Origin of the sequence: Streptomyces sp. NPDC093089 (genome assembly GCF_044754405.1) — a bacterium.
In the GTDB taxonomy this organism is placed as follows: Bacteria; Actinomycetota; Actinomycetes; order Streptomycetales; family Streptomycetaceae; genus Streptomyces.
Map to the genome: position 1 here is coordinate 21,538 of NZ_JBIVPA010000003.1, position 25,781 is coordinate 47,318.

General features: G+C 73.7%; 18 protein-coding genes and 2 pseudogenes. 13 read left to right on the plus strand and 7 right to left on the minus strand.

All coding sequences use genetic code 11. The features are described 5' to 3' along the window. The first annotated feature begins 16 nt into the window (after positions 1-16). Both ACIQFX_RS07080 and ACIQFX_RS07085 read left to right on the plus strand, forming a co-directional pair. A complete protein-coding gene (locus ACIQFX_RS07080; RefSeq protein ID WP_402459642.1) occupies positions 17-478 on the plus strand; it encodes a hypothetical protein in 462 nt (153 codons plus the stop codon). A gap of 55 nt (positions 479-533) precedes the next feature. Next, a pseudogene (locus tag ACIQFX_RS07085) lies at positions 534-1,064 on the plus strand (multicopper oxidase domain-containing protein); the annotation flags it as partial. A 40-nt stretch (positions 1,065-1,104) separates the two neighbouring features. Here the strand turns inward: ACIQFX_RS07085 and ACIQFX_RS07090 are convergent. From ACIQFX_RS07090 to ACIQFX_RS07100, 3 genes are all read right to left on the minus strand, one after another. After that, positions 1,105-2,013: a M56 family metallopeptidase gene (locus ACIQFX_RS07090; RefSeq protein ID WP_402459644.1), complete on the minus strand. Its 909-nt coding sequence runs from the start codon at positions 2,011-2,013 to the stop codon at positions 1,105-1,107. Continuing rightward, positions 2,010-2,378, minus strand: a complete 369-nt coding sequence (locus ACIQFX_RS07095; protein WP_402459645.1) for a BlaI/MecI/CopY family transcriptional regulator — start codon at positions 2,376-2,378, stop codon at positions 2,010-2,012. The genes ACIQFX_RS07090 and ACIQFX_RS07095 overlap by 4 nt, the downstream gene beginning before the upstream one ends. A gap of 81 nt (positions 2,379-2,459) precedes the next feature. Next, on the minus strand, positions 2,460-3,500 hold the full coding sequence (locus ACIQFX_RS07100; protein WP_402459647.1) for an NlpC/P60 family protein: 1,041 nt from the start codon (positions 3,498-3,500) through the stop codon (positions 2,460-2,462). 193 nt (positions 3,501-3,693) lie between these two features. Between ACIQFX_RS07100 and ACIQFX_RS07105 the strand changes: the two genes are divergently transcribed. Next, positions 3,694-4,692, plus strand: a complete 999-nt coding sequence (locus ACIQFX_RS07105; protein WP_402459649.1) for a DUF5937 family protein — start codon at positions 3,694-3,696, stop codon at positions 4,690-4,692. Positions 4,693-4,753: 61 nt separating this feature from the next. Here the strand turns inward: ACIQFX_RS07105 and ACIQFX_RS07110 are convergent, their stop codons facing one another. Beyond that, positions 4,754-5,725 carry an FG-GAP repeat domain-containing protein gene (locus ACIQFX_RS07110; protein ID WP_402459652.1) on the minus strand — a complete coding sequence of 324 codons (972 nt, stop codon included), beginning with the start codon at positions 5,723-5,725 and terminating at the stop codon, positions 4,754-4,756. A 156-nt stretch (positions 5,726-5,881) separates the two neighbouring features. After that, positions 5,882-9,256, minus strand: a complete 3,375-nt coding sequence (locus ACIQFX_RS07115) for a pyruvate carboxylase (RefSeq protein ID WP_402459654.1) — start codon at positions 9,254-9,256, stop codon at positions 5,882-5,884. A gap of 367 nt (positions 9,257-9,623) precedes the next feature. Between ACIQFX_RS07115 and ACIQFX_RS07120 the strand changes: the two genes are divergently transcribed. After that, positions 9,624-10,820, plus strand: coding sequence for a serine hydrolase domain-containing protein (locus tag ACIQFX_RS07120; RefSeq protein WP_402459656.1), 1,197 nt, complete (start codon positions 9,624-9,626; stop codon positions 10,818-10,820). Between the two features lie 195 nt (positions 10,821-11,015). Here ACIQFX_RS07120 and ACIQFX_RS07125 read toward each other — a convergent pair whose 3' ends face one another. Next, complete coding sequence (locus ACIQFX_RS07125) at positions 11,016-11,855, minus strand: LysR family transcriptional regulator (protein WP_402459658.1); 840 nt, start codon at positions 11,853-11,855, stop codon at positions 11,016-11,018. A gap of 105 nt (positions 11,856-11,960) precedes the next feature. On the opposite strand from ACIQFX_RS07125, the gene ACIQFX_RS07130 reads away from it, so the two are divergent. The 8 genes and pseudogenes from ACIQFX_RS07130 to ACIQFX_RS07165 all read left to right on the plus strand — a co-directional run bounded on the left by ACIQFX_RS07130 (position 11,961) and on the right by ACIQFX_RS07165 (position 22,354). Beyond that, complete coding sequence (locus ACIQFX_RS07130) at positions 11,961-12,686, plus strand: SDR family NAD(P)-dependent oxidoreductase (protein WP_402459660.1); 726 nt, start codon at positions 11,961-11,963, stop codon at positions 12,684-12,686. Positions 12,687-12,840: 154 nt separating this feature from the next. Next, positions 12,841-12,894 (plus strand): annotated as a pseudogene (locus ACIQFX_RS07135) (hypothetical protein); the annotation flags it as partial. A 222-nt stretch (positions 12,895-13,116) separates the two neighbouring features. After that, positions 13,117-14,307, plus strand: a complete 1,191-nt coding sequence (locus ACIQFX_RS07140; RefSeq protein ID WP_402459661.1) for a 4-hydroxybenzoate 3-monooxygenase — start codon at positions 13,117-13,119, stop codon at positions 14,305-14,307. Between the two features lie 260 nt (positions 14,308-14,567). Beyond that, positions 14,568-16,400 (plus strand): methyltransferase, encoded by a 1,833-nt coding sequence (locus tag ACIQFX_RS07145; RefSeq protein WP_402459662.1) that lies wholly within the window; start codon positions 14,568-14,570, stop codon positions 16,398-16,400. Positions 16,401-16,717: 317 nt separating this feature from the next. After that, the gene (locus tag ACIQFX_RS07150) at positions 16,718-19,699 is read left to right on the plus strand and encodes an ATP-binding protein (RefSeq protein WP_402459664.1); all 2,982 of its coding nucleotides are present in this window, start codon (positions 16,718-16,720) and stop codon (positions 19,697-19,699) included. Between the two features lie 201 nt (positions 19,700-19,900). Then, positions 19,901-20,383, plus strand: a complete 483-nt coding sequence (locus tag ACIQFX_RS07155; RefSeq protein ID WP_402459665.1) for an ATP-binding protein — start codon at positions 19,901-19,903, stop codon at positions 20,381-20,383. A gap of 118 nt (positions 20,384-20,501) precedes the next feature. Further along, on the plus strand, positions 20,502-21,179 hold the full coding sequence (locus ACIQFX_RS07160; protein WP_402459667.1) for a class I SAM-dependent methyltransferase: 678 nt from the start codon (positions 20,502-20,504) through the stop codon (positions 21,177-21,179). A gap of 233 nt (positions 21,180-21,412) precedes the next feature. Beyond that, complete coding sequence (locus tag ACIQFX_RS07165; RefSeq protein WP_402459669.1) at positions 21,413-22,354, plus strand: nucleoside hydrolase; 942 nt, start codon at positions 21,413-21,415, stop codon at positions 22,352-22,354. Between the two features lie 179 nt (positions 22,355-22,533). Here the strand turns inward: ACIQFX_RS07165 and ACIQFX_RS07170 are convergent, their stop codons facing one another. After that, a complete protein-coding gene (locus tag ACIQFX_RS07170; protein ID WP_402459671.1) occupies positions 22,534-24,129 on the minus strand; it encodes a hypothetical protein in 1,596 nt (531 codons plus the stop codon). A gap of 327 nt (positions 24,130-24,456) precedes the next feature. Here ACIQFX_RS07170 and ACIQFX_RS07175 point away from each other — a divergent pair, with 327 nt between their 5' ends. Next, the gene (locus tag ACIQFX_RS07175; RefSeq protein ID WP_402459672.1) at positions 24,457-25,635 is read left to right on the plus strand and encodes an aminotransferase class V-fold PLP-dependent enzyme; all 1,179 of its coding nucleotides are present in this window, start codon (positions 24,457-24,459) and stop codon (positions 25,633-25,635) included. The last annotated feature ends 146 nt before the right edge of the window (positions 25,636-25,781 follow it).

Sequence of the window (25,781 nt, forward strand, 5' to 3'; positions counted from 1 at the left end):
GCCTGCCATCAGGCCGGTGGTCGGCAGCTGGGTTTCCGGACTGCCGACCCATCGGGCGTCCGCGGCTACGGGACCCGCTCTCGGGCCGGCATCGAAGCGCCGCGTGGAGGCGGGCCGGATCCGTGGCCTGCAACGATTCGCGCACGGCATCTACGACGCCGGCTTCATGCTGGATGCGGCCGAGATCGCGCGACTCACGGAGAAGATCACGCCCGAGTCGAGAGACACAGAGGCGGTCGAGGCGACGGTGGCCATGGTGGAGCTGGAAGGTCCCAAGGGCGTGGCCGATCAGGCAAGGCTGATCGGCGAGCGAGCGGACCGACTCTCCCACACCTTGGGGGAGGCGGGCTTGGGCGAAGCGGACGAAGAGGGTTTGTCGGCCCCGAACCCCAAGAGGTCGAGGGAGGCGTACTCCGCCTTGGAGGAGGCACTCGGAGAGTTCGTGGACTCGGCGACGACGCTCCTGAACGCGAAGTGACCCCTCCCCGAGCAGCAGTGGGTCCCACCACCAGGGAGGCCCGCTGCTGCTCGGGGAGGGCCAGGCGCCTTCCACCCCGGACGCCGTCCTCGCCGAACTCACCCGCGGCATGGGCGGCATGGACCACGGCGGTACGGACCCGGGCGAGGCCTCCGGCGCCCGGGACCACGACATGTCCGGCACGCCGACGGCGGCCGGCGAGTCCGCTCCTCCCGCACCGATCGGACCCTCCCGCATGCTGATGGGCGCGACCAGCGACCTCCTCGGCGGTGACGCGGGCGACGTCGGCTACCCGCACCACCTGGTCGACGGCCGTACGTCGGACGACCCGAGGACCTTCACGGCCAAGCCGGGCGACCGGATCGGGCTCCGGATCGTCGACGCCCCCGTCACCGCCGGAAGCGGGGCCTTTCCGCTGACCGCGCTCGCCGGCGGCGGTGCCCGCAAGGACACCTCGATCGTGCTGCCGGGGCAGCGCCTCGAAGTCGACTTCGAGGCCGACGACCCGGGCCTGTGGATGGTCCACTGCCACCACGTCCACCACGCCGAGTCCGGGATGATGACGGTCCTCGGGTACCTGAAGTAGCGCGGTAGCCCTCGCGGCGCGACGCCCGGCCTCGGACGGATCAGAGGCCGGGCGGGCAGGCGACCAGCAGGGGAAGCAGCGGGACGGCGAGGGCGACCGAGGCCATGGAACCGCGGAAGGCCGGGTGCGGGGCCCGGTGGGGGGCCAGGACGCGGCTCATGCGGAGCAGTGCCGTCGACCCGCCCACGGCGAAGGCGCCTTCGGGGGCGCGGCTCGCGGCCATCTCGTACATCGCGGTCGCGAGGACCTCGCGGGAGTGCTGCCGCAGCGCGCGGTCGTCGGCCGTCATCTCCAGGAGGACGGCCAGCTGCTCGCGGGCCAGGCGCGCCAGCGGAAGGCGGGGGAAGACGGCGGCGAAGCCGTGCGCGGCGGCGAGGAGTACGTGGTGGCGGCCGGCGACGTGCGCCCGCTCGTGGGCGAGGACGGCGCCCATCTGCTCCTCCGTCAGGAGCTCCACGGCGGCGTCGCTGACGACGATCCGCGACCGGAACCCCGGCAGGCAGTACGCCCCCGGCGTGGCGTGGGGGAGGACCGTGACGCGGAGGCGGTCGCAGCGCACCCCCACCTTGTCGAGCCGGTCGCGGTGCCGGGCGCGCGCGCGTCCCGTGCGGGCGAGCTGGAGGAGGGAGGCCGCGACGACGGCGGTGACGACGACGAGGGGCATGGCCAGGGCCAGCCGTTGCGCGGTGGAGGGGCTCGGCACCGGCGCCGAGGTGCCGAGGCCGCAGGCGTGCAGCAGGCCGAGGAGCCCCGCGTGGAGGTGCTCGGTCGGCGTCGCGAGCTGGGAGGCGGCGAGCGCCACCGCGAGCGTGAACGACACCGTCAGGGCGAGCCACACGGCCACGGCCGGCGCGGGAGCCCGGTACGGCCAGGCGCTGCGCGTCATCAGGCGCGGCACGGCGAAGCCCACGACGGCCGCGTACCCCAGCAGGGCCGGGGCCGCGTTCACTCCTCGTCCCGCCGTCCGACGTCGCGGAGGGCCTTGCGGAGGGCGGCGATCTCGTCGGCGTCGAGGTTCTCCACGAACCGGGCGAGGGCCGCCGGCCGGTCCTCGCTGGCCCCCAGGCCGTCCTCCATGAGCGCCGCCGCGTACGCCTCGCGCGACGCGACGGCCTCGTAGTGCCAGACCCGCCCCTCGCGGGTGCGCGTCAGGTGGCCCTTGTGGAAGAGGATGCTCGTGACCGTGGTCACGGTGGTGTAGGCGACGTCCCGGTCCCGGTTGATGTCGTCGACGACCTCGCGGACGGTCGCGGGGCGTTCCCATCTCCAGAAGCGGTCCATGATCTCCGCCTCGAGCTCCCCCAGCCGACGCATGCGCCGTGTCCTCTCCGCCGTTCCCGCACTCGGTTTCATAGTAGACGGGCAGGTCGGGGAGGCCGTCGACGGTGCGGGACGTCAGCCGACGCGCACACCCCACATGAAGGGCATGCCGCTGCGGGCGATGGACTCGTAGCGCACCTGCGCGCCCGGCTTGGGGGAGTGGAGGATCTGCCCGTTGCCCGCGTAGAAGCCGACGTGGCTCAGGTCGGTGCGCATGAGGACGAGGTCGCCGGGCCTGAGGGCACCGAGGGAGTCGATGCGGGTGCCGATGTTCGCCTGGGCCTGCGACGTGCGCGGTATGGACACGTCGGCCTGACGGAACGCCCACGAGGTGAGGCCCGAGCAGTCGAAGGACGCCGGTCCGCTCGCACCCCAGACGTACGGCAGGCCGACGCGGCTCTTGGCGGCGGCGAAGGCGGCGGCCGCCCGCGACGACGCGCTCGTCTCGTCGCCCAGGTCGACCCGGGAGCTCGCGCGGTTGGCGCGGTCCTCCGCCTCCGCGATCCGCGCGCGCTCCTCCGCCGTCAGGGTGTTGAGGAGCCGCTGCGCCTCGCGCAGCTTGCCCTGGATCTCGCCCTTCCGCCGGCCGAGCTCCGTCTGCACCTCGTCCAGGTCGCGCAGCTTCTCGGACGCCTCCGTGCGCTGCTGCCGGAGCGCCCGCTGCTGGGAGAGGAACTGCCGCAGGACGGCCGACTGCCGGTCGCCGGCCCGGTCGAGGGCGGACGCGCTCTCCAGGTAGGTGTCCGGGTCGCCGGAGAGGAAGAGCTGCAGGGCGGGGTCGAGACCTCCCGCGCGGTACTGGCCGGCCGCCACCGTGCCGATCCGGTCGCGGAGTTCGTTGAGCTCGCCCTGCTTGCGCGCGGCGGCGTCCTGGAGGGCCGCCACCTGCTTCTTCAGCGTCTCGGCCTTCTCGCCGGCTCCGTTGTACTTCTCCGTCGCCTGCGTCGCCTGCTCGTAGAGCCGGTCGATCTGCGCCTGCACGCCCTTCTTGTTCGGGTCGGGCAGCGGGTCCGCGGAGGCCGTCTGGGTGGAGAGGGCGACAGCCGCCGCGGCCGTCACGGTGAGAACCCCGTTACAGCGCGGACCGGTCTGCTTCGGGCGGCGGTGGGAAGCCACGGAGGAGCCCCTTCTCGTCTTGCTCGACCCGCCGTTCGGGACTGCGCCCCGCGGACACGGCGGAGCCCCCGCCGTCGCCCCGGGTGGGCGACCGGTCGTGCGAAGGCTCCGCGAATTCTAAGCTTCTTAGTTGCTAAGTCTCAACGAGGCGGCCCGGAGGTGCCCGGCGACCGCCGGCGGTACGCTCCCTGGCGTGATCGAGATCATCTTCGGGCCCGACGATCTGACGCGGATACGGTTCGCACGCTCCCCGCTGGAGGAGCTCGTGCACAGCGTCCCCGTGCTCGCCGGCACGCGCCACGCCGTGGTGCACCGGCCCTGGCTGGAGTTCGCGACCGGGCGGGTGCGCGGCCTCGACCTGCGGGTGCTGTGCGCGCTCGCACAGGGCCCTCGGATCGTCCCGGACTTCCTCGCGCCGCCCCCGGAGGCGCTCACCGGAGACTTCCGCGACGAGCTGGACGCCATCGCCGCGACACCCGCCCACGTCGTACGGACGGCACTGGACGAACTGGGCGCGGGGGACGGCCTGCCCGCCCTCCTGCGACCGCTGCGCGAGGACCCGGAGCGCGAACTGTCCAAAGTCGTGGACGCGATGGCCGCCTACTGGCTGGCGGCCGTCGAGCCGGTGTGGCCCCGGCTGAGGGCCCTCCACGACGCCGACATCGCGCACCGGGCGGGCCAGCTCACCACGGGCGGCCTCGCCAAGGTCTTCGACGACCTCCACCCCGAGGCGCGCTACGAGGTGGACCGGCTCCTCATCGACAAACCCCTCCACTCGGCTCGGCGTTCACCGGACGGCGCGGGACTCCTGCTCGTCCCGTGCGTCTTCGCGTGGCCGCGGCTCCTCGTGCTGCACAACGAGCCGTACCAGCCGACCCTCACGTACTCGCCCCGCGGGATCGGCCGGCTGTGGACGGACGAGACGTCCGGCGGGACGGCGCAGCCGCTCGCCGAGCTGATCGGGCGGAGCAGGGCCGCGCTGCTCGCGCACCTCGATCTGCCCCTGTCGACCAGCCAGTTGGCGTCCTATCTCGACCTCACCTCGGCCGCGGTCTCCCAGCACCTGTCGGTGCTGCGGCGCTGCAGCCTCGTCACCTCGCGCCGCTCGGGGCGCTGGATGCTGCACCAGCGGACACCGCTCGCGGGGGAGCTGCTGGGGGCTCCGGCGCAGCACGCGGCCCCGAAGCCGTGACCCGGCTCCGGGGCCGCTCCTGGGCGCCGCCGTATCCCTGTGGACCCCCGTACCTCAGGGATCAGGCGAAGTAGATGCCCTTCGGGTCCACGGAGGACCAGCCGTTGCCGGCGCCGACGCCCGCGGCCCAGTTCGTGTGGCCGCTGCCGGAGCCGTTGTTCGGGTAGTACCGCAGTGTGTCACCGGACTTCTGGACGAGGTCGGCCCGGTTGTCGCCGGTGATGTCGGCGAACCAGATGGCGGCCGGATCGTGCCCGGACCAGCCGGAACCGGTGAAGTACACCGTCCCGTAGGGCCAACCGCCCCCGGCGCCCGTGGTGTTGGGAGCGACCATGAACTGGTCGCCGAACCGCTCGATGCGCTCGGCGCGCTGGTCGCCGTTGAGGTCGGCGAACCAGATCGCCCGGGGGTTGTGGCCGCCGTAGCCGTAGCCGATGGTCACCGGAGCGGCCCAGCTCTTGCCGCCGCCGAGGTTGCGGAAGTACCGGAGCACGTCACCGCTCCGCTGGATGAGATCGGCCTCCCCGTCGCCGTTGATGTCCGCGAACCAGATGGCCGACGGGTCGTGGCCGGACCAGCCGCCGCCGGTCCGGAACGGAGGGACGGTCCACGGGTTGGCGCCGAACGTCGGGGTCCCGTTGTGGGTCCAGACGCGGAAGCTGTCGCCGTCGAGCAGTACGAGGTCCTTGAACCCGTCGTCGTCGAGGTTCGTGAAGTACACCTTGCTCGGGTCGACACCGCTCCAGCCGCTGCCGTGCACCTTGCCCGTGCTGCCCCAGGGCCAGACCCGGTCGTCGCCGTCGGTGTTCTGCCAGACGCGGAAGGAGTCGCCCTCCTTCTTCACCAGGTCGGCGAGCTGGTCGCCGGTGAAGGAGGAACCGGTGATGATCAGCGGCCCGGCGGTGGCCGGCGCCGTGGTCCCGGCGATCCCGAGCGCGAGCGCGGTCAGGCCGAGGGCGAGCGCCTTCAGGCCCCGGAACGTCCGGTCGGGGCTGGCGGCCGGGGTCGTCCCGGCGGTGGTCTTGCGGGTCATGGCCGTCCTCACGGTGGAAGGTGGTGTGGGTCCCGGCACCCGCAACCGGGTGCCGGGAAGAACCTTCCGCCGTGGGCGCCCGCCCCGACCACCATTTCGTCACCGCTTAAACGGAGCCGGGGCGAAGGCGCCGAACCGGGGACACGCCCTACCGCCTCACCCGATCTCGACGAGGAGGTCGCCGCCCTCCACCTGCTGGATCCTGGTGATGGCCAGGCGGGACACCCGTCCGCCGCGCGGGGCGGTGATCGAGGCCTCCATCTTCATCGCCTCGATCGTCGCCACCGTCGCGCCGGCCTCGACCTCGTCGCCCTCGGCGACGGCCAGCGTGACCACGCCCGCGAACGGCGCGGCGACATGGCCGGGGTCGGACCGGTCGGCCTTCTCGGTCACCGGGAGGTCGGCGGCCGCCGCCTCGTCCCGCACCTGGATCGGCCGGAGCTGGCCGTTCAGGGTGGACAGCACGGTGCGCATGCCGCGCTCGTCGGCCTCGCCGACGGCCTCCAGCTCGATGAGCAGCCGCACGCCGGGCCCGAAGTCGACGGCGTACTCCTTCCCCGGGCGGAGCCCGTAGAAGAAGTCCTTGCTGTCCAGCACGCTCGTGTCGCCGTAGGCCTGGCGGTGCGCCTCGAACGCCTGCGTCGGGCCGGGGAAGAGGAGGCGGTTCAGCGTGGCGCGCCGGTCCTTGACGAGGCCGGTGCGGTCCTCCGCGGTGAGGTCCCGCGGGGGCTTGGGGGCGGGGCGGCCCTCCAGGGCCTTGGTGCGGAAGGGCTCCGGCCAGCCGCCGGGCGGCGTGCCCAGCTCGCCGTGCAGGAAGCCGACGACGGAGTCCGGGATGTCGAACCGGTTCGGCGCGGCCTCGAAGTCCTCGGGCGCGACCCCGGCGCCCACCAGGTGCAGGGCGAGGTCGCCCACCACCTTCGACGACGGCGTGACCTTCACCAGCCGGCCCAGCATCCGGTCCGCGGCGGCGTACGTCGACTCGACGTCCTCGAAGCGGTCGCCGAGACCGAGCGCGACGGCCTGCGTGCGCAGGTTGGACAACTGCCCGCCCGGGATCTCGTGGTGGTACACGCGCCCGGTCGGCGAGTCCAGACCCGCCTCGAAGGGCGCGTAGATCTTCCGGACGCTCTCCCAGTACGGCTCCAGGTCGCCGACCGCCTGGAGGTCGAGGCCGGTGGGCCGCTCGGAGTGGTCGGTCGCGGCCACGATCGCCGACAGCGACGGCTGCGAGGTGGTGCCCGCCATGGAGGCGACCGCGCCGTCCACCGCGTCCGCCCCCGCCTGGATCGCCGCGAGGTACGTGGCCAGCTGACCGCCCGCCGTGTCGTGGGTGTGCAGGTGCACCGGCAGGTCGAACTCCCTGCGCAGCGCCGTGACCAGCCTGGCCGCGGCGGGGGCGCGCAGCAGGCCGGCCATGTCCTTGACCGCGAGGACGTGCGCCCCGGCGGCCACGATCTTCTCGGCGAGCCGCAGGTAGTAGTCGAGGGTGTACAGCCGCTCCGCCGGGTCGGACAGGTCGGACGTGTAGCAGAGGGCCACCTCCGCCACCGCCGTGCCGGTCTCCCGTACGGCGTCGATGGCGGGCCGCATCTGGTCGACGTCGTTGAGCGCGTCGAAGATCCGGAAGACGTCGATGCCGGTGGCGGCGGCCTCCTGCACGAACGCGTCCGTCACCTCCGTCGGATACGGGGTGTACCCCACGGTGTTGCGGCCCCGCAGCAGCATCTGCAGGCAGATGTTCGGCACGGCCTCGCGCAGCGCGGCCAGCCGCTCCCACGGGTCCTCGGCGAGGAAGCGCAGCGCCACGTCGTACGTCGCGCCGCCCCAGCACTCCAGGGACAGCAGCTGCGGCATCGTGTGCGCCACCGCCGGGGCGACGGCCAGCAGGTCCTTCGTCCGGACCCGGGTCGCGAGGAGCGACTGGTGGGCGTCGCGGAAGGTGGTGTCCGTGACCCCCAGGGTCGGCGACTCGCGCAGGCTCCGCGCGAAGCCCTCGGGGCCGAGCGCGGCCAGCCGCTGCCGCGAGCCGTCCCGCGGCTCCCCCGCGGGCAGCCGGGGCAGCTTCGTGGCCGGGGCGACCAGCTCGGGCCGCGGGCCGTGCGGCCTGTTCACGGTCACGTCGGCGAGGTACGTGAGCAGCTTCGTGCCCCGGTCGGCCGAGTGACGTGCGGTCAGCAGGTGCGGCCGCTCCTCGATGAACGCCGTCGTGACGCGGCCGGCCCGGAAGTCCGGGTCGTCGAGCACGGCCTGCAGAAACGGGATGTTCGTGGACACGCCACGGATGCGGAACTCGGCCACCGCGCGCCGCGCCCGGTCGACGGCGGTCGCGAAGTCGCGGCCCCGGCAGGTCAGCTTGACCAGCATCGAGTCGAAGTGGGCGCTGACCTCCGTACCGGCGTGGGTGGTGCCGCCGTCGAGCCGGATGCCGGAGCCCCCCGGCGAGCGGTACGCGCTGATCATGCCGGTGTCCGGGCGGAAGCCGTTGGCCGGGTCCTCGGTGGTGATCCGGCACTGCAGGGCGGCGCCGCGCAGGACGACGGACTCCTGCGTCAGACCGAGGTCCGCGAGGGTCTCCCCGGCGGCGATGCGCAGCTGCGACTGCACCAGGTCGATGTCGGTGACCTCCTCGGTCACGGTGTGCTCGACCTGGATGCGCGGGTTCATCTCGATGAAGACGTGGTTGCCGTCGGGGTCGAGGAGGAACTCCACGGTGCCCGCGTTGCGGTAGCCGATCCGGCGGGCGAACCGCACCGCGTCGTCGCAGATCCGCTGCCGCACCACCGGGTCGAGGTTCGGGGCGGGCGCGAGCTCGATCACCTTCTGGTGGCGGCGCTGCAGCGAGCAGTCGCGCTCGAACAGGTGGATGACACCGCCCTCGCCGTCGGCGAGGATCTGCACCTCGATGTGGCGCGGGTCGACGACCGCCTTCTCCAGGAAGACGGTCGCGTCGCCGAACGCGGACTCCGCCTCGCGCGCCGCCGCCTCGATGGACTCCCGCAGCGTCGCCGGGTCCTCGACCCGCCGCATGCCCCGGCCGCCGCCGCCGGCGACGGCCTTGACGAACACCGGGAAGCCGATGCCCTCGGCCGCCGCCACCAGTTCGTCCACGTCCGTGGAGGGCGCCGACGAACCGAGCACGGGCACGCCCGCCTCGCGCGCCGCCGCCACGGCCCGCGCCTTGTTCCCGGTGAGCTCCAGGGTCTGCGCGGAAGGCCCCACGAACGTGATGCCCGCCTCCTCGCACGCGCGCGCCAGCTCCGGGTTCTCCGACAGGAAGCCGTACCCCGGGTAGACGGCGTCGGCACCCGCCAGACGGGCCGCCCGGACGACCTCCTCCACGGAGAGGTAGGCCCGCACCGGATGGCCCGGCTCACCGATCTCGTACGCCTCGTCGGCCTTCAGCCGGTGCAGAGAGTTGCGGTCCTCGTGGGGGAAGACCGCCACCGTGCGCGCCCCCAGTTCGTAGCTCGCCCGGAACGCGCGAATCGCGATCTCCCCGCGGTTCGCTACCAGCACCTTGCGGAACATCCTGCTCCCTTCACCCTGCCGGTGATGAGCCCTACGGGTCGCCTCCACCCCGGGTACCTGCCGCCCTCGGAGCGGCACCCGCCCGCGTCGCGCCCGGCTCGTTTCGGCAACGCTAAGGGCTGCCCCGTGGCCTTCTGAAGGTCCCATGGCAGTGACATGGATCATCGCCGCCACGCTGTGCGCGCCGCACACGGAACGCACGGCGCGGCGGGGCACCGGACGCCCCCGGGTCCGGCGCGCGCCGGGAGCCCGGCACGCCTCCTGGGCCGGATGGAGCATCGGGGCGGGCGGCTCCCGACGGCGCGTCCGATGCTGAGGCGGACCCTCCCGACCGGGCGTCCGCCCGGCCCCCCTCGAAGGAGTTGCCTTGCCGGCACGCCCCACAGCCCGCCCCCGCTCCTGCTCGCGCGCACGTCTGCGCCTGCCCGTCGCGGGCCTGGCCGCGTCCGCCGCGCTCGCCGCCCTCGTCCAGCCCGCACAGGCGGCGGGCACCCCCAAGCCCCCGGACAAGTCCCTCCAGAAGCAGTTGGACGACCTCGTCCGCACGGCCGGAGGACCGCCCGGCGTGATCGTGACCCTGCGGCAGGGCGACCGTACGAAGGTCTACCGCGCCGGCGTCTCCGACACGAGCACCGGCCGCCCGCCCCACGCGACCGACCACATGCGGATCGCGAGCGTCGCCAAGGCGTTCAGCGGCGCGGTCGCCCTGCGCCTGGTCGACCGGCACCAGCTGGACCTCGACGACACCATCGGCGAACGCCTGCCGTCGCTGCCCACCGCCTGGCACGGGGTGAAGCTCCGCCAGCTCCTCAACCACACCAGCGGGCTGCCCGACTACTCGAGGGCCCCCGCCTTCCTCGACATCCTCCGGCAGGACCCCCGACACCACTTCGACTCCCGCCGACTGCTCGACTTCGTCGCCGACAAGGACCTGGAGTTCCCGCCGGGATCGGCGTACGCGTACTCGAACTCCGACAACATCGCCGTCGCGCTGATGGCCGAGGCCGCCACGGGACGGCCGTACGAGCGACTGCTCGACCGCCTCGTGTACCGGCCCCTCGACCTGCGGCAGACCACCCTGCCGCAGGGCTACCGCATGCCGAGGCCGTACCTCCACGGCTACGACGTCACCCCGCCCGAGCCGCCGGAGGACATCAGCGAGCTCATCGGCGCGTCGGGCGTCTGGGCCTCCGGCGGCATCGTCTCCACCCCGAAGGACCTCAACGCCTTCGTCCGCGCCTGGGCCGGCGGCCACGACTACCTCTCCGAGAAGACCCGCCGCGCCCAGCGCACCTTCATCGCCGGTGCCGCCTCCGAGCCCGCCGGCCCCGGCGCCAACGCCGCCGGCCTCGCGATCTTCCGCTACAAGACGCGGTGCGGCACCGTCTTCGGCCACACCGGCAACACCCCGGGCTACAGCCAGTTCGCGGCCGGCACGGCCGACGGCACCCGCTCCCTCACCTTCTCGATCACCACCCAGACCAGCAAGACCGTCAAACCGGACCTCCTGGCCAAGGTCCGCGCCGTCCAGGAGGACTTCGTCTGCGCCTTGCTGCGGCACTGACGGGGGCGGTCGCGGGGCGGTCGGGCCCGGGAGGTCGGTCGAGGGTGGGCACACGGGACGGCGCCCTCGGCAGCACCTCCGCCCCTTGTGCCTGGACCCGCACCGATTGCGCTTCGTGCACCGGGTGCGGCTTCGGGCGTGCAGGAGGGGGCTTTGGCACCCGCGCCGACACCAGCTACCCGCTCCCGCCGCCGGCTACAGCCGTGTCGCGGTGCGGACAAGGTCGGCGACGGCTCTGGACCTGCTGTGCGGTGGCCACGCGATGACGGTCGTGACAGCCGGCGCGTCCGGCACCGGCACCGTCGCGTGGTCGTCGCGCAGGTGGGCTCGGAGGGACTCGGGCACGACCGCGCAGGCCCGTCCGAGCGCGATCAGTTGGAACAGCTGGGTGTGGTCGCGCACCTGCGGGCCAGGTCCGTCCGGATAGCCCCCGTCCCGTCGAGGCCAGCGTGGCAGGGGCAGGTCCGTCAGGGTGGTGACCTCGGCCATCGACAGACGGGGTCGGTTGGCCAAGGGGTGCCCCGCGGGCAGGACCACGACCTGCTGTTCGGTGTGCAGGTCCTCGGTGTCGAGTCCGGCCGTCGTGTCGAAGGGCCGCTGGAGCAGAGCAACGTCGGCACGCCCGCCGCGCAGCATCCTTTCCTGCTCGCCGGGGCCGCACAGCACCACCTCGACGGCGACCGCGCCGGGCTCGGCGGCGTAGGCGTCCAGCAGCTTCGACAACAGTTCGCTGGACGCTCCGGCTTTCGTGGCCAGCACCGCACCGGGCGGTTCGGCGGCCGCGCGGCGGGTGCGGCGTTCGGCGGCCTCGACCGCGTCGAGTACGGCCCGGGCCTCCCGTAGAAGCACCGACCCGGCCTCGGTCAAGGCGACCGCGCGAGCGGTGCGGTGCAGCAGAACCACTCCGAGCCGCCGTTCGAGCTGCTGGATCGCCCGCGACAGCGGTGGTTGTGCCATGGCGAGCCGCCGTGCCGCCCGCCCGAAGTGCAACTCCTCCGCGACGGCGACGAAGTACCGCAACTCCCGTGTCTCCACCGCGTCATCGTATCCGGCGCTCACCAGGGCCGATACCTGTGCGGTATCGCCGCCGACCCAGTCGGTCTTGGACGTCGCACCCGCGTCCGCACCACGCTTGCCGACATGAGTGAACAGAAGATCGCGCTGGTGACCGGTGCGAACAAAGGAATCGGATACGAGATCGCGGCGGGCCTGGGTGCCCTCGGCTGGCGCATCGGCGTGGGCGCGCGGGATCGACGGCGCCGCGACACCGCGGTGGGGAAGCTGCGCGCAGCCGGGGCCGACGCGTTCGGCGTTCCGCTCGACGTGGCGGACGACGCAAGCGTGGCCGCCGCGGCCGAGCTGATCGCCGACCGTGCCGGAGGGCTCGACGTCCTGGTCAACAACGCCGCGATCACCGGCGGTACGCCGCAGACGCCCACCACGGTCGACCCCGCGACCGTACGAGTCGTCGTGGAAACCAACGTGATCGGGGTCATCCGCGTCACCAACGCGATGCTGCCCATGCTGCGCGGCTCGGCCTCGCCGCGGATCGTGAACATGTCCAGCAGCGTCGGCTCGTTCGCCCTGCAGACCACGCCCGGCATCGACATGGGCCCGGTTCCCGCTGCGTACTTGGCCTCCAAGACCTTCCTCAACGCCCTCACCGTCCAATACGCCGAGGAACTGAGCGACACCGACATCCTGATCAACTCCGGCTGTCCCGGCTTCACCGCCACCGACCTCAACGGCTTCCAGGGCCGCCGCACCCCCCACCAGGGCGCGGCGATCGCGATCCACCTCGCGACCCTGCCCGACGACGGACCGACCGGCGGATTCTTCGACGACGGTGGAACAGTTCCCTGGTGACAGGGTCGCCGGCCCCCTGGAGCGTGTCTGATTCGGGAGGAGGGGATCGACGAATCGCCCATCCGGATTGACACGCTGTGTCGACGTCCAGTGGAGCAGAGCACCTATCTGCTGAGCCGGTTCGTGGAGAACACCGCTCGCATTCGAGCGGACCTACCGTGGTCTTCCCGTCGTCGACGGCGACTTCGTCGTCCATCAGAAGGCCGACGGTTCGCTCAAGGGGTCGACCCACGCCCAGGTGCACAAGGTGGCGCTCGCGTCCGTCGCGCCCGGCGTCGATGCGAAGGGCATCGGCAACCAGAAGGCCGCCGCCGCGACGGCGGGGCCCGACCGCCGTGCGGGAGGCAAGGAGAATCCTTTTCTCATGGAATGTGGCATTCGGGTGATGTTTGACAGGTGGCGTACTTCCCCGTGCTTAAGATCCACTTTCGTGACAGACAGTCAACACACCCAAAAAGGCCGGGAGTCGGCCGACATCGTCATCCTCGGAGCAGGCCCCGCCGGGCTCGTGCTCGGCAACCTCTTGCTGCGGAGCGGCATCGACTGCGTCGTCCTCGAACGCACCGGACGCGACCACGTCCTGAACCGGGCCCGCGCCGGATTCCTCGCCGCCCACACCGTGCGCGTGCTGCGGCGGCACGGCCTCGACGAGGGGCTGAAGCGGCGGGGACGCGAGCACGGCGTCTGCGAGTTCCGCACCGAGGACGGGACCTTCCGGCTCGACTACCGGCAGCTCGGCAACGGCGACCCCCACACCGTCTACCCCCAGAACGAGTTGGTGGCCGACCTCCTCGCCGCGTACCTCGACGCCGGTGGCCGGATCCGCTTCGACACCGAGGCCGTGGAGGTCGGCGACGCGGACGGCGACGGGCCGTGGGTGACGGCCAGGGAACCGGACGGGCGGACCGTACGGTGGCACGCCAGGTACGTCGCCGCCTGCGACGGCCGCCACGGCGCGGGCCGCGGCTCGCTGCCGGACCGGGCCGTACGGCACCACCGCGACCACGGGGTCTCCTGGCTCGGGCTCCTCGCCGAGGCGCCGCCCAGCCTCGACGCCGTCGGGTACGCGACCCACCCCCGCGGCTTCGCCGGGCACATGGCCCGGTCCGCCGACATCACCCGCTACTACCTCCAGTGCGAGCGCGGCACCCCCGCCGAGCACCTGAGCGACGAGCAGATCTGGGACGAGCTCGACCTGCGGATGCGGAGCACCGACCACGGCCCCCTGCGGCGCGGTCCGATCCTCCAACGGGCCGTCGTCGACCTGGAGTCCGACGTGCTCGACACGCTCCGGTACGGTTCCCTCTTCCTGGCCGGCGACGCCGCCGGCCTCATCAGCCCCTCCGCCGCGAAGGGCGCCAACCTCGCCGTCCTGGAGGCCGAACTCCTCGCCGGGGCCTTCGCCGACGACATCCACGGCGGCGACCCCGAGCCGCTCGCCCGCTACTCGGACCGGTGCCTGACGCACATCTGGCGCGCGCAGGAGTTCTCGCACTGGATGATCGGCCTCCTCCACGGCGCGCCGCCGTTCCAGGAGCGCATGCGCCGGGCCCGCATGGAGTCGCTGCGGACGTCCCGTACCCACCAGGACTGGTTCGCCGAGCAGTACGTCGGCATCTGACGGCCCACGGCCCCGCTGTTCTACGGCTCCACCACCCCGCCGCCCCGCTGTTCTACGGCTCCACCGTCCCAACGCTCTACGGCTCCACCGTCCCAACGCTCTCCAACTCCACCGCCCTACCGCCCCGCCGTGCCACCCGGCGGCCCCCTCCACCTGTGGCCCCGCCGCCCCACCGCTCTCCGGGCCCCACCGCCCTCCGAGGTCACGGCCCGTCCGCCGGGGCCCGGTTCCGCCCGCCCTTCTCCCGAGGATGCCCCCTGATGACCACCCCTGCCCTGGCGACCGGCCTCGCACCCGAAGACGTCCGGCGCCTGCGCGCGACCGCCGAGTTCGTCCGGGAACAGGAGACCTCCGTCCTCCTCTCCCGGGTCCTGCCCGGCCTCGACGGTCCCGAACTGCGCGCCGTGGCGGACCGGTGCGGCTTCGCCCACGCCGCACTCCTGGTCTTCCCCGCCGACCACCCGGGACTCCGCGCCGGGCTCGCCGCCTGCGGCCTCCCCGACGACACCGGGTCCCAGCCGAGCGTCGTCGTGCGCGACCGGCTCGCCGCCCGCCACGGACGCGACGCCACCGATCTTGACGTAAGGATTCTCCGGCCCGTCGTACACGGCCCTTCCGGTGAACGCCGCGCCGTCGAGGTCTTCGCCCTCGCCACGCCGCCCGGCCCCGCCCTGTCCCCGCTCGCCGCGCACGAACGCGACCACGACCACGAGGCCCACCTGGCCTTCGACGTGGACCGGCCCGACCCTCTGGTCCTGCGCGGACTCCGCGCGAGCCTCGCCCGGCACGGCGCCGTCGCCGACGGAGGCGGGTACAACCCGCACGAGGACGGCACCGTGTTCTACTTCACCACCCCCACCGAGACGAAGACCCCTTACCGGCGCATGGAGTTGTACGCGACCGGCGACCACCGGGACCTGCTCGCCGAGCACTTGGCGGAGCGGCGCCCGGCAGAGCATTCGGCAGAGCACTCGGCAGAACGGTGTCCCGCAGCGCACTCGACGGAGCGGCGCCCCGCCGAGCACGGACCCGACGCCCTCCATGGACCCGACGCCCTCCGCGCAACCGCCGGCGGCTCGGACGCCGACGCGGCGGAAACGCTCCTGCGCCTGCTGACCGGAGCCTGGACCACCCAAGCCCTCGCCGCCTGCGCCGAGTTGCGCCTTCCCGAGGTCCTCGGCGCGCACGCGCCCCGTACCGCCGCGCGACTGGCGCACGAGGTCGGCGCACACCCCGACGCGCTGGAGACGCTGCTGCGCTACCTCGCGATGCTGGGCGTGGTCACCGAGGAGCGGGACGGCTTCCGCCTCACCTCCACCGGCCTGCTGCTGCGCGAGGACGCCACCGGCTCGATGCGCCCCCTGGCGCAGATGTACGGCGGCCCCTTCTACCAGTCGTTCGCGCACCTGGCCCACTCCGTACGCACCGGCGAACCGGGCTTCGAGCACCTCTACGGGGAGAACCACTTCGACCACTTCGCCCGCGATCCCCACCTCGCCGCGACGTTCGACCGCTCCATGGCGGCCGGCTCCCGCATGTTCGACCCCCTCCCCTCCCACCCCGTCCTCACGGCGGCGGCCGCCGCCCCCACGCCCCGCACGGTGATCGACGTCGCCGGCGGCACCGGCGAACTCCTCGGCCGGGTCCTGGCCGCGCACCCCTCCCTGCGCGGCATCCTCCTCGAACGACCGCACGTCGTGGCCGCCGCACGCGACCGCCTCACCGCCGCCGGCGTCGGCGACCGATGCGCCTACCGCGTCGGCGACTTCGCCGACGTACCGCCCGCCGGCGACGTCTACCTCCTCTCCCGCGTCCTCCACGACTGGGACGACGCCCGCTGCCGCGACATCCTGCGTCACCTGGCGCGGGCGATGCCGTCCCACGCCGACCTCCTCGTCGTCGAACGCCTGCTGCCCACCGAACCCGCCCCCTCCCTGGCCACCGCCTGGGACCTCCACATGCTCTGCAACACCGGCGGCCGCGAGCGCCGCGCCGACGCGTACGCCCGCCTCCTCGACACCGCGGGCCTCGAACTCGTCGCCCACCGCCCCCTTCCCCTCGACGCCCACGTCCTCCACGTACGCAAGCGCTGACCCCGCCCGCCGAAGGCGGCGTCCCCGTCGACCGGGACCGCATGACGAACTCGCGGGCCGCGAGTTCCCCGCCGACCACCGCCGGTTCCTCGCGGCCCACGGCCCCGGATCCCTCCACGGCCACCTCGTCGTCCGACACCCCGAACCCGAGGACGCCCCACCCCGGTCCCCCCCCCACGGCGCGGGTCGCCGTGGGCGGCGCGCCGCGCGCCCGGTCGTCCCCCGGGGCGAGCGAGCCTAGTCTGGAAGGGCCGGGGGCTACGGGGGGTGAGGTGGGTGAGCGTGTGGCGGGGGCACTCGGCGAGGGAGCGGCGGCGGTGGGTACGTTCCGTTACGTGGGGCGGCGGCGGGAGCTGGAGCTGCTCGTGGAGGCGGTGCGGCATCCGCCGGCGGTGGTGCTGATCGAGGGGGAGGCGGGGATCGGGAAGTCGCGGCTGGTGGGCGAGGCCGCGGCGGCGCTGCGGGCGGAGGGGGACAGGCCGGTGCTGGTCGGGTTCTGCCAGCCGCTGCGCGAGCCGTTTCCGTACGGACCGGTGTCCGACGCGCTGACCAAGGCGGGGCCGTGGCTGCCGGAGCGCGGGCTGCCCGAGGCCGTCGGCGCCCTGGGGCGGCTGTTGCCCGGTCTGGCGGACCGGCTGCCGGCCGCACCGCCGGGGGCGGGAGGGGAGCAGGCCGAGCGGCTCCGGCTGGTGCACGGGGTGCGGGCGCTGCTCGCGGCGCTCGGGCCGACCGTGCTGATCATCGAGGACATGCACTGGGTCGACGAGGAGACCAGGGACCTGCTCCTGCTGCTGGCCCGTGACCTGCCGGCCGAGCTCGGCCTCGTCCTGACCTACCGCGCCGAGGACCTGCCACCGGACACCTCGGTGCTCGGCGCCGTGTACCGGCACCCCGCCGACGCGGGCGGCGCGGTGATCAGGCTCGGGCCGCTCACGGCGGAGGAGGTCCGTGAGCTCGCGTCCGCCGCGCTGGGACCGGTCGCCACGCCCGCGCTGGCGTCCGCGCTGTACGAACGGAGCGAGGGCCTGCCGCTGGTCGCCGAGGAGGACCTGCTCACCCTCGCGGAGCAGGGCGGCGGCACGGCGGACCAGCGGGACGCGGTACGGCGCCTCCGCGACACCGACGTGCCCAAGGGACTGCGGGAGGCGGTCACCGAGCGGCTGGCCGGACTGTCACCGGCCGGGGCGGCGATCGTCGACGCCGCCGCCGTGCTCGCCGTCCCCTCCGGCGAGGCGCTGCTCGCCGCCGTCGCCGGCCTGGACGCCGAGACCGGCACCGACGGGCTGATCGAGGCACTGCGCAGCTCCCTGCTCGTCGAGACGGAGGACCACCGGTACGCGTTCCGGCACGTCCTGGCCCAGCAGGTCGCGTACCGACACGTCCCGGCACCACGGCGGACCCGCCTGCACCGCTCGGCCGTGACCGCGCTCCAGGAGCTGACACCGGCCCCGCTCGTCCAGATCGCCCATCACACCCTGTCGCTCGGCGACCGCGCCGCGTGGCTGCGCCGGGCCGAGGAGGCCGCCGACCAGGCCGCCGCCGTCGGCGACCAGGGCACGGCCGCCGCACTGCTCCACCGGATCCTCGACGAGCCCGGACTCGACACCGAGCGCCGCTCCCGCGCGGCCACCTCGCTCGCCCGGATCGCGTACAACGGCGTCGACTTCGTCTCCGGCGCCCGACTGCTGCGCCGCCTCCTGGAGGACCCGCACCTGCCGACGGCGGTCCGCGGGGAGATCCGCCTGGGGCTCGGCCTGCTGTTCCTGAACGAGGCCGCCAACCCGTCGTGGGTACGCGAACTCGAACTCGCGGTCGACGAACTCGCCGAGCGGCCGGTGACGGCGGGCCGCGGCATGCTCGCCCTCGCCCTCGACGAACGCGCCGGGCCCGAATGGTCCGCGCGCTGGATGGAACGGGCCCGGCAGGCGCTCGACGCCCCGGGAGGCGAGGCCCTCCAGGCCGCGTTCGAGGCCACCCGGCTCACCCTGCTCAGCTGGCAGGCGGACCGCGCCCTCTGGGACCTCCTCGACCGGCTGCCCCGCGACACCGACTCACCGACCGAGCTCTGGCAGACCGCCCGGGCCCTCCACAACGTCGCCGAGGCGGCCATCGGACTCGGCCACGACACCCGCGCCGCCGCGCTCGTCGCCGACAGCCGCCACCAGGGCCGCCGGGCCGGCGCGGTGATCGTCGAATGCTACGGACGCGTCCTCGAACTGTCCCTGGACACGCTCGCCGGCCGCTGGGACGGCCTCGAAGACCGCTTCGACGCCCTGATCGCCGCCTATCCCGACGTCGGCGTGCCCGACGCGGAGCGCCTGCTCGCCCTGGGCACGACGGCGTTCGCCCGAGGGCAGCGCGACCTCGCACGGGAGTGCTTCGACAGCGCGGCCCAGCACGGGGCACGGCAGATCGCCGTCAGCACCGAGCTCCGCGCCACCGCCGGCCGGATGTCCGTCCTGCTGGCCCAGGGCGCCGCCCGGGACGCCTGGGCCGCCGCCCAACCCGCCCTCGCCGTGCTCCGCCGCGCCCAGTCCTGGACCAAGGCGACCGGACTGCTCCCCCTCGCCGTCGAAGCGGCCCTCGCCTGCCACGACCGCCCCTCGGCCCAGCTCCTCGCCGACGAGGCGCACGAAGGGCTCGGCGGCCGGGACGCACCGGCGGCCGCGGCGGAGATCCACCTGGCCCGCGGACTCCTCGCCCTCGACGACGCCCCCGCCCGCGCCGCCGAGCACTTCGACGCCGCCCGACGAGGCTGGCTGGACATCGGCCGCCCCTACGACGCGGCACACGCCGCCGAACGCCAAGGCCACGCCCTCGCCCTCGCCCACCGGCCCGACGAGGCCGCCACCCACCTGACCTCCGCCGTCGACGCCTACACCGCACTCGGCGCCCACGCCGACGTCTCCCGCTGCCGCCACCTCACACAGGACCTCGGCCTCACCCGCCCCGGCACCCCCGGCCGCCGCGGCTACGGCGACCGCCTCTCGCCCCGCGAACGACAGGTCGCGGAACTCCTCGCCGTCGGCGCCACCAACCAGTCCATCGCGGACACCCTCGTCCTGTCGCCCCGCACCGTCGAGAACCACGTCGCCAGCGTGCTGCGCAAGCTCCGCACGACCCGCAAAGCCGTGGGCGACGCCCTTGCGGCGCCGGACCGGGACCGGGACCGGGACCGGGACCAGGACCAGGACCAGGGCCGGGACCGGAACCAAGGCCGGAACCAAGGCCGGGACCAGGTCCGGGACCGGGGCCAGGGCCCGGACCGGGACCAGGGCCGAGACGGGCGAGATGCGTAGTGGCCCCGCCCCGCCCCGCCCCGTTCTCGGCCTGCGGGCCTGCGGGCCTGCCAGCACCTCCGCCCACCCGCCTGACCTGCGTACTCCTGCCGCCGCCCCCTGCCGTGCGTACCCCTAAAGCCGCCGCCCCGGATTGTTTCCCGGGCGTCCGGCCCTGATCGTGGAGAGCGGGGGAATCCATCCGCAGTCCTGGGAGACCCGATGCCCACCATCCCGCACCCCGGCCAGGCCGTCCTCACCGACGACCGGCCCGGCAACCGCCCGTCGCACCGACCGGACCCGACGTCCGGCGTGCGGCGGACCGCGGGATGCCTGGCGGTCGCGACCGCCGCTTCGGTGCCCGCGCTGCGACGGTTCGCGCGGGGGATGGCGGCGCACTGGGGCCTGCCGGTGGGCATCGACGACGCCCTGCGCCTGGTGGTGAGCGAGCTGGTCGGCAACGCGGTGCGCCACAGCGGAGGCCGGGAGGTCGCGCTGCTGCTCTCCGTCGACCTGGCGACGCTCAGCGTCGAGGTCAGGGACAACGGCCGCTGGCTGCTCCGCCCCGGCCGTCCCCGCCACGAGGACGAGCTCGCCTGCGGCGGCCGGGGCCTGGACATCGTCGAGGCGCACGCGCGGCGCTGCACGGTCGACGCCCGGCCGGGCGGGACGCACGTCGTCGCGGAGCTCGCGCTCACCGACTGATCGGACGGCCGGATTTCTCCGATGTCCCCGGCTGGGTGGGCCCGCCCGTGGTACGTACCCCGTGTACGCATCCCGTGTGCGCATCCCCTGCGCGCACCCACGACGGAAGGGGCACGGAATGGAAGACGACGGTACGAAGGGGCGAACGGTCACGGCGGCGGAGCTGTTCGACGGCCTGGGCATCGAGTACGAGCGCGCCTTCGTCCGGCTGCCGGCGCAGCTGGCGGCGGTCGAGTGGCTCACCGCACGGCTGGGCGCCGGAGCCAGGGTCCTCGACGTGGGCAGCGGCACCGGACGCCCGGTGGCCGACCTCCTGGCGCGCGCCGGCTGCGAGGTGACCGGCATCGACGTGTCCGGCGCCATGGTCGCCCTCGCGAGCGAGCAGGTGCCCGACGCCCGCTTCGAGCAGTGCGACGTCCGTGCCTTCGACCCGCCGGACGGCAGCTTCGACGCGGTGTGCGCCTTCTTCCCGCTCATGATGATGACCCGCGCCGAGGCCGCCGCCACCCTCGAGCGCATGGCCGGCTGGCTCGCACCGGGCGGCTACCTCGTGACGGCCACCGTGCCCGCCGACATCGAGGACGTCGAGATCGTCTGGATGGACCGCACGGTCAGGGTCTCCAGCTTCTCCGTCGACGAGTACGTCCGCCTCCAACGCGAGGACTGCGGCCTCGACGTCCTCCACCACGCCCTCTCGGCCTTCGTACCGGACGACGACCGCGCCGCCCCCGAGGAGCACCTCTTCACCTACGCCCGCCGCCCGTCGCCCGCGGAGGACGGAGCACCGACGGGCTGACACGCCGCGCCGCTCCGCCGCGCCGGTCCGACCCGACCCGATCCACCGGACCGACTCGATCCGCCGGTCCAACCCGTCGCGCCGGTACGTCACCGGCGCGAGCGGAACTCCCGGTGCGTCCGCACCATGTCCCGCGCCACGAAACGGCAGTTCGCGATCCCGGCTCGCGCGTGAACGCGGCTTCCCGAGCCCGCCTCCTTCGTCCGCCGGGGCGGGTGTGGGACGGTGGGAGCATGCCGGTTCCCGTGATTCTCGACTGCGATCCCGGTCACGACGACGCGTTCAACATCCTGCTGGCGGCTGCGCACCCCGCGATCGACCTGCTGGCGATCACGACCGTCGCGGGCAACCAGACGCTGGAGAAGACCACGCTCAACGCCCGCCGGGTGTGTGCGGCGGCCGGGATCAAGGGGGTGCCGGTCGCGGCGGGCCGTGATCGGCCGCTGCGCGGGCCGGTCAGGGTGGCCGGGAACATCCACGGGGAGTCGGGGCTCGACGGGCCGGGCTTCGCGCGGGGCGAGCCGGACGTGCCGCAGGACGCGAGGGACGCCCTGACCCTCATCAGGGACACGGTGCTCGCGCAGCCGGGACGGGTGACGCTCGTGCCGACCGGGCCGCTCACGAACATCGCGGTCTTCCTGCTGGCCCACCCCGAGCTGGCCGGGCGGATCGAGCGGATCGTGCTCATGGGAGGTTCGACGGAGCGGGGGAACACCACGCCAGCGGCCGAGTTCAACATCCTGTGCGATCCGGAGGCGGCGGACATCGTCTTCCGCAGCGGTCTGCCGGTGACGATGTTCGGCCTCAACGCCACCCACCAGGTGCGGGCCACCGCCGACGTCGTCGAGAGGATCGCCGCGCTCGGCACCCCGCTGAGCGCCCTGTGCGTGGACCTGCTCACCTACTTCGCGTCCACCTACCGCGAGGTGTACGGCTTCGACGCGCCCCCGCTGCACGATCCGCTCACCGTCGCTCATCTGATCGACCCGTCGCTGGCGAGCCTGGTGAAGGCGGCGGTGACGGTGGAGCTGGACGGCACGCACACCCGGGGCGCGACCGTGGTGGACCTGCACGGAGTGACGGGGCGGCCCGCGGACGTCGAGGTCGGGATGACGGTCGACACGGACGCGTTCTGGGACCTGATCGTGGAGGCCGTACGCACGCTGGGGGCGTGATGCCCATGAGCGCGGACCCGGCCTGTGCCTGTGCCCGTGCCTGCGCCCGTGCCTGCGCTCGTGCCTGAGCCCGCGCCCGTGCCCGTGTCCGTGCCTGAGCTCGCGCCCGTGCCCGGACGGAGAGGTCTTCCGTCCGGGCGCGGGACACGGGTGGCGCGGTACGTGGATGAACCTCGCCGTTACGGCTGGCCGTCGAGCCAGCTCAGCTTGTGGCCGTAGAGCACGCGCTGGCAGTAGTCGGTGCCCACGGGGTCGGAGGCGTCGCGGGTCGAGGTGCAGTCGGACGCGGAGGCGGGGCGGTGTTCGGAGAGGGACCACAGGCGGTTCGTGCCGCGCTCGATGTAGAGGTCCTCGGCGCCGCGGGCGGTCTTGACGGCCTGGCCGTTCTGGACCAGTTGGCCGTTGCTCCACGTGTAGCGCCAGAGGTTGCCGGGTTCGTCGGTGCCCTTCGACTCGTTCACGTACAGCGTGCCGTCGGCGGCCGCGGCGCCCTGTGCGCCGCCGTTGGCCAGCGGCAGGTAGTTGGCCCAGCCCTCGGCGGTCACGTCGGCGGAGCGTCCTTCGAGGGCGGCGATCGGGAACGAGGCGATGCGGCCGGTGGACGGGTAGCCGGCCGCGGGGCGACAGTACTCGCCCATGAGGAGGCGGTCGGGGGTGGTGCTGCGGTCGAGGGAGATGTACGAGGCCTTGGGGGCGCCGGTGGAGACGCAGGCGTACGAGCCGGTGGGGTTGCTCTGCGTCGCCTTGAACTTCCAGGCGGCGACCTGCGGCATCACGTAGCGGTAGCCGAAGCTGTACCAGACGTTGTCGTGGCGGCCGACCTTGGTCTTGTCCTGGACGTTGGCGGTGGTCGCCACTCCGTCGGTGTCGGAGCCCATGGCGTCGTGCGTGGCGGGGTCGCCGTCCGGGTCGAGGTCCATGATGTAGCGCATGTCGAAGACGCGCAGGCCGTTGCGGGTGTCGGCGACGTAGAGGTAGTTGCCGTACCAGACGATGCCGCCGGCGTGGACGCCCTTCTGGATCGGGTACTCGGAGGCGTGGAGGCCGTCGAAGGAGACGTGGTCGGCGGAGTTGATGTACGTCCAACCCAGCAGGACGTGCCGGTACTTGACCTCGGGGCTGCCGGTGGCCGGGTTGGTTCGGCTCTGGACGAAGGTGATCCGGACGCCCTTCTGGTTGCAGGCGTCGTCGGCTGCGAGCTCCGCGGCGGTGCAGTCGCCGGCCGCCGGGTTCGGGTCGTTCTCCCGGCCGGGGTCCCAGCCGTCGTACGAGGCGAACAGCTGGATGTTCCCGGCGGTGCCCCACAGCTCGTTGTCCTTGGCGTCGGAGACGCCGGTGAACCCCTGCGGCACCCATTCGCGCGAGATGGAGTCGTCGCTCTGGAGGCAGTACTTGATGTCGGGATCGGGAGCGGTGCCGAACGGGTCGCGGGAACACCACGGATCCACCGTGCGATTGGCCCCGATCAGCAGGTTCTGGACGCCCGACTTCGGGAGCACCGAGTCGAGGCGGGTGACCCGCGTGGTGGTCTCGCCGTTCAGCGCACCCGGCGCCATCGTGAAGTCACCGGGCGAGGCCGCGCCGCCGGGCGACGTCCACGCGGTGGCCGCGAACGGCGCGGGGGCGGCCTCCGCCGCCAGCGGTTCCTGGACCGAGGAGTCCGTGACGTCCCGAGGGGCGTCCTCGGCCTGGGCCGGTGCCACGAGACCGGTGAACGCGAGCGACGCCGCGGCCGCCGTCGTGAGCCAGGCGCGACGTATTCGCCTTGCGCGCATGTGGGGTTGCCTCCGTTGCTCCTGTGTCGGACGAGTGCGTCGGACGAGTCGAACGGAGGCTTCCAGAGCGTCGGAACGAAACGCAACCATGATCGACAGCTCGGCAAGGGGGGCCGGGGCGATGGGATTTGATGGTGTTCACGGGTGAACGGACCCGTGTGAAAGCGTGCGTTGTCCGGATGGCGGAGCGGTCGTGAGGGCGCGTGCCCGACGGTGGCTCGGTGCAAGACCTCCCGTGGATCCGCACACGACGTACACGGCGGGGCCGGGTCGGGGCTGACCGGGGGACGGTCGCGAAGGGCACCTGGCGGAGGTACATTCCAGGGCGTGGTCAGTGACAGCGAGAAGAGCGACGAGTCGGCAGGGCAGGTGCCGGCGGGGGTGTTTCCCGGCGGTGCCGAGCTCTTCGGGCTCGACGAGCGGGTGGTCCACCTCAACCACGGTTCCTTCGGAGCCGTGCCCCTGCCGGTCGCCCGGGTGCAGCGGCGGTTCGCGGACGAGGCGACCGCCGACCCGGACGCCTTCTTCCTGGGCGTCCCGGACCGGCTCGCCGACGCCCGGGTCCGGATCGCCGCGCGCCTCGGCGCGGACCCCGAGGGAACGGCGCTCGTGGCGAACGCGACCGAGGCCGCACACCTGGCCCTCGACGCGCTCGGACTGAGCCCCGACGACGAGGTGCTGGTCACCGACCACGGTTACGGCACCGTGGTCGCGGCCGCCGCACGACGGGCCCGGCTCGTCACCGTCCCCGTCGACCCGGCGCTGCCCGACGAGGAGGCGGTGCGGGAGGCGGTGCTCGCGGCCGTGACCCCCCGTACGAAGGTCGCGGTGCTCGACCAGATCACCTCGCCCACGGCGCGGATCGTCGCGGGGCCCGGGCTCCTCGCCGCGCTCGCCGAGCGCGGGGTGACCACCGTCGTGGACGGTGCGCACGCGCCCGGCATGCTCGCCGCCCCGCTGGCCGGCCGGCCCGACATCTGGTTCGGCAACCTGCACAAGTGGGGTTTCGCGCCTCCCGGATCCGCCGTCCTCGCCGTCGCGCCGGCCCTCAGGGACCGGGTGCCCGCGCCCGTACCGTCCTGGGAGGACCACCGCGGGTTCCCCCGCGCCCTGGAGTTCCGGGCCACCGTGGACTACACCGGCGTGCTCGCCGCGCCGGAGGGCCTCGACCTGATCGCCGAGCTCGGCCCGGAGCGGGTACGGGCCCACAACAGCGCCCTCGCGGCCCACGGTGCCGAGCTGCTGGCCCGGCTGCCCGGCGTCACCCCGCTGCCGGCCGACGACCGCCTCGCCATGCGGGCCCTCCGGCTCCCCTCCCGGTTCGCCCGGACCAAACCGGAGGCGGAGGCCCTGCGCGAGGAGATCGTGCGCCGACTCGGCATCCGCGTCCTCGTCTGGCCCTGGCCGGGCGGCGGCGGCATCCGCGTCTGCGGCCAGATCTACAACCACCCCGACGAGTACGAGCGGCTCGCCCGGGACCTCGGGCCCCTCCTGGACGGCGCCTGACCCGCCGTCGGAACGGGAACCACCCCCTCTTCCCGATGACCCGTCAGGGGTGCCCCGCCCCCGTGTGAACGGGGCGCGGACGGCCCCGGGCGGGGGACCGCCATCGGACCAGGCCGGTCGTTCGGGGAGGGTGCGTGGAGGTTCCG

Coding starts and splice junctions, on each gene's coding strand:
- ACIQFX_RS07115 (WP_402459654.1), bottom strand. CDS start 9,256: ATGTTCCGCAAGGTGCTGGTAGCGAACCGCGGGGAGATCGCGATTCGC.
- ACIQFX_RS07095 (WP_402459645.1), bottom strand. CDS start 2,378: ATGCGTCGGCTGGGGGAGCTCGAGGCGGAGATCATGGACCGCTTCTGG.
- ACIQFX_RS07165 (WP_402459669.1), top strand. CDS start 21,413: ATGCCGGTTCCCGTGATTCTCGACTGCGATCCCGGTCACGACGACGCG.
- ACIQFX_RS07155 (WP_402459665.1), top strand. CDS start 19,901: ATGCCCACCATCCCGCACCCCGGCCAGGCCGTCCTCACCGACGACCGG.
- ACIQFX_RS07160 (WP_402459667.1), top strand. CDS start 20,502: ATGGAAGACGACGGTACGAAGGGGCGAACGGTCACGGCGGCGGAGCTG.
- ACIQFX_RS07170 (WP_402459671.1), bottom strand. CDS start 24,129: ATGCGCGCAAGGCGAATACGTCGCGCCTGGCTCACGACGGCGGCCGCG.
- ACIQFX_RS07145 (WP_402459662.1), top strand. CDS start 14,568: ATGACCACCCCTGCCCTGGCGACCGGCCTCGCACCCGAAGACGTCCGG.
- ACIQFX_RS07110 (WP_402459652.1), bottom strand. CDS start 5,725: ATGACCCGCAAGACCACCGCCGGGACGACCCCGGCCGCCAGCCCCGAC.
- ACIQFX_RS07130 (WP_402459660.1), top strand. CDS start 11,961: ATGAGTGAACAGAAGATCGCGCTGGTGACCGGTGCGAACAAAGGAATC.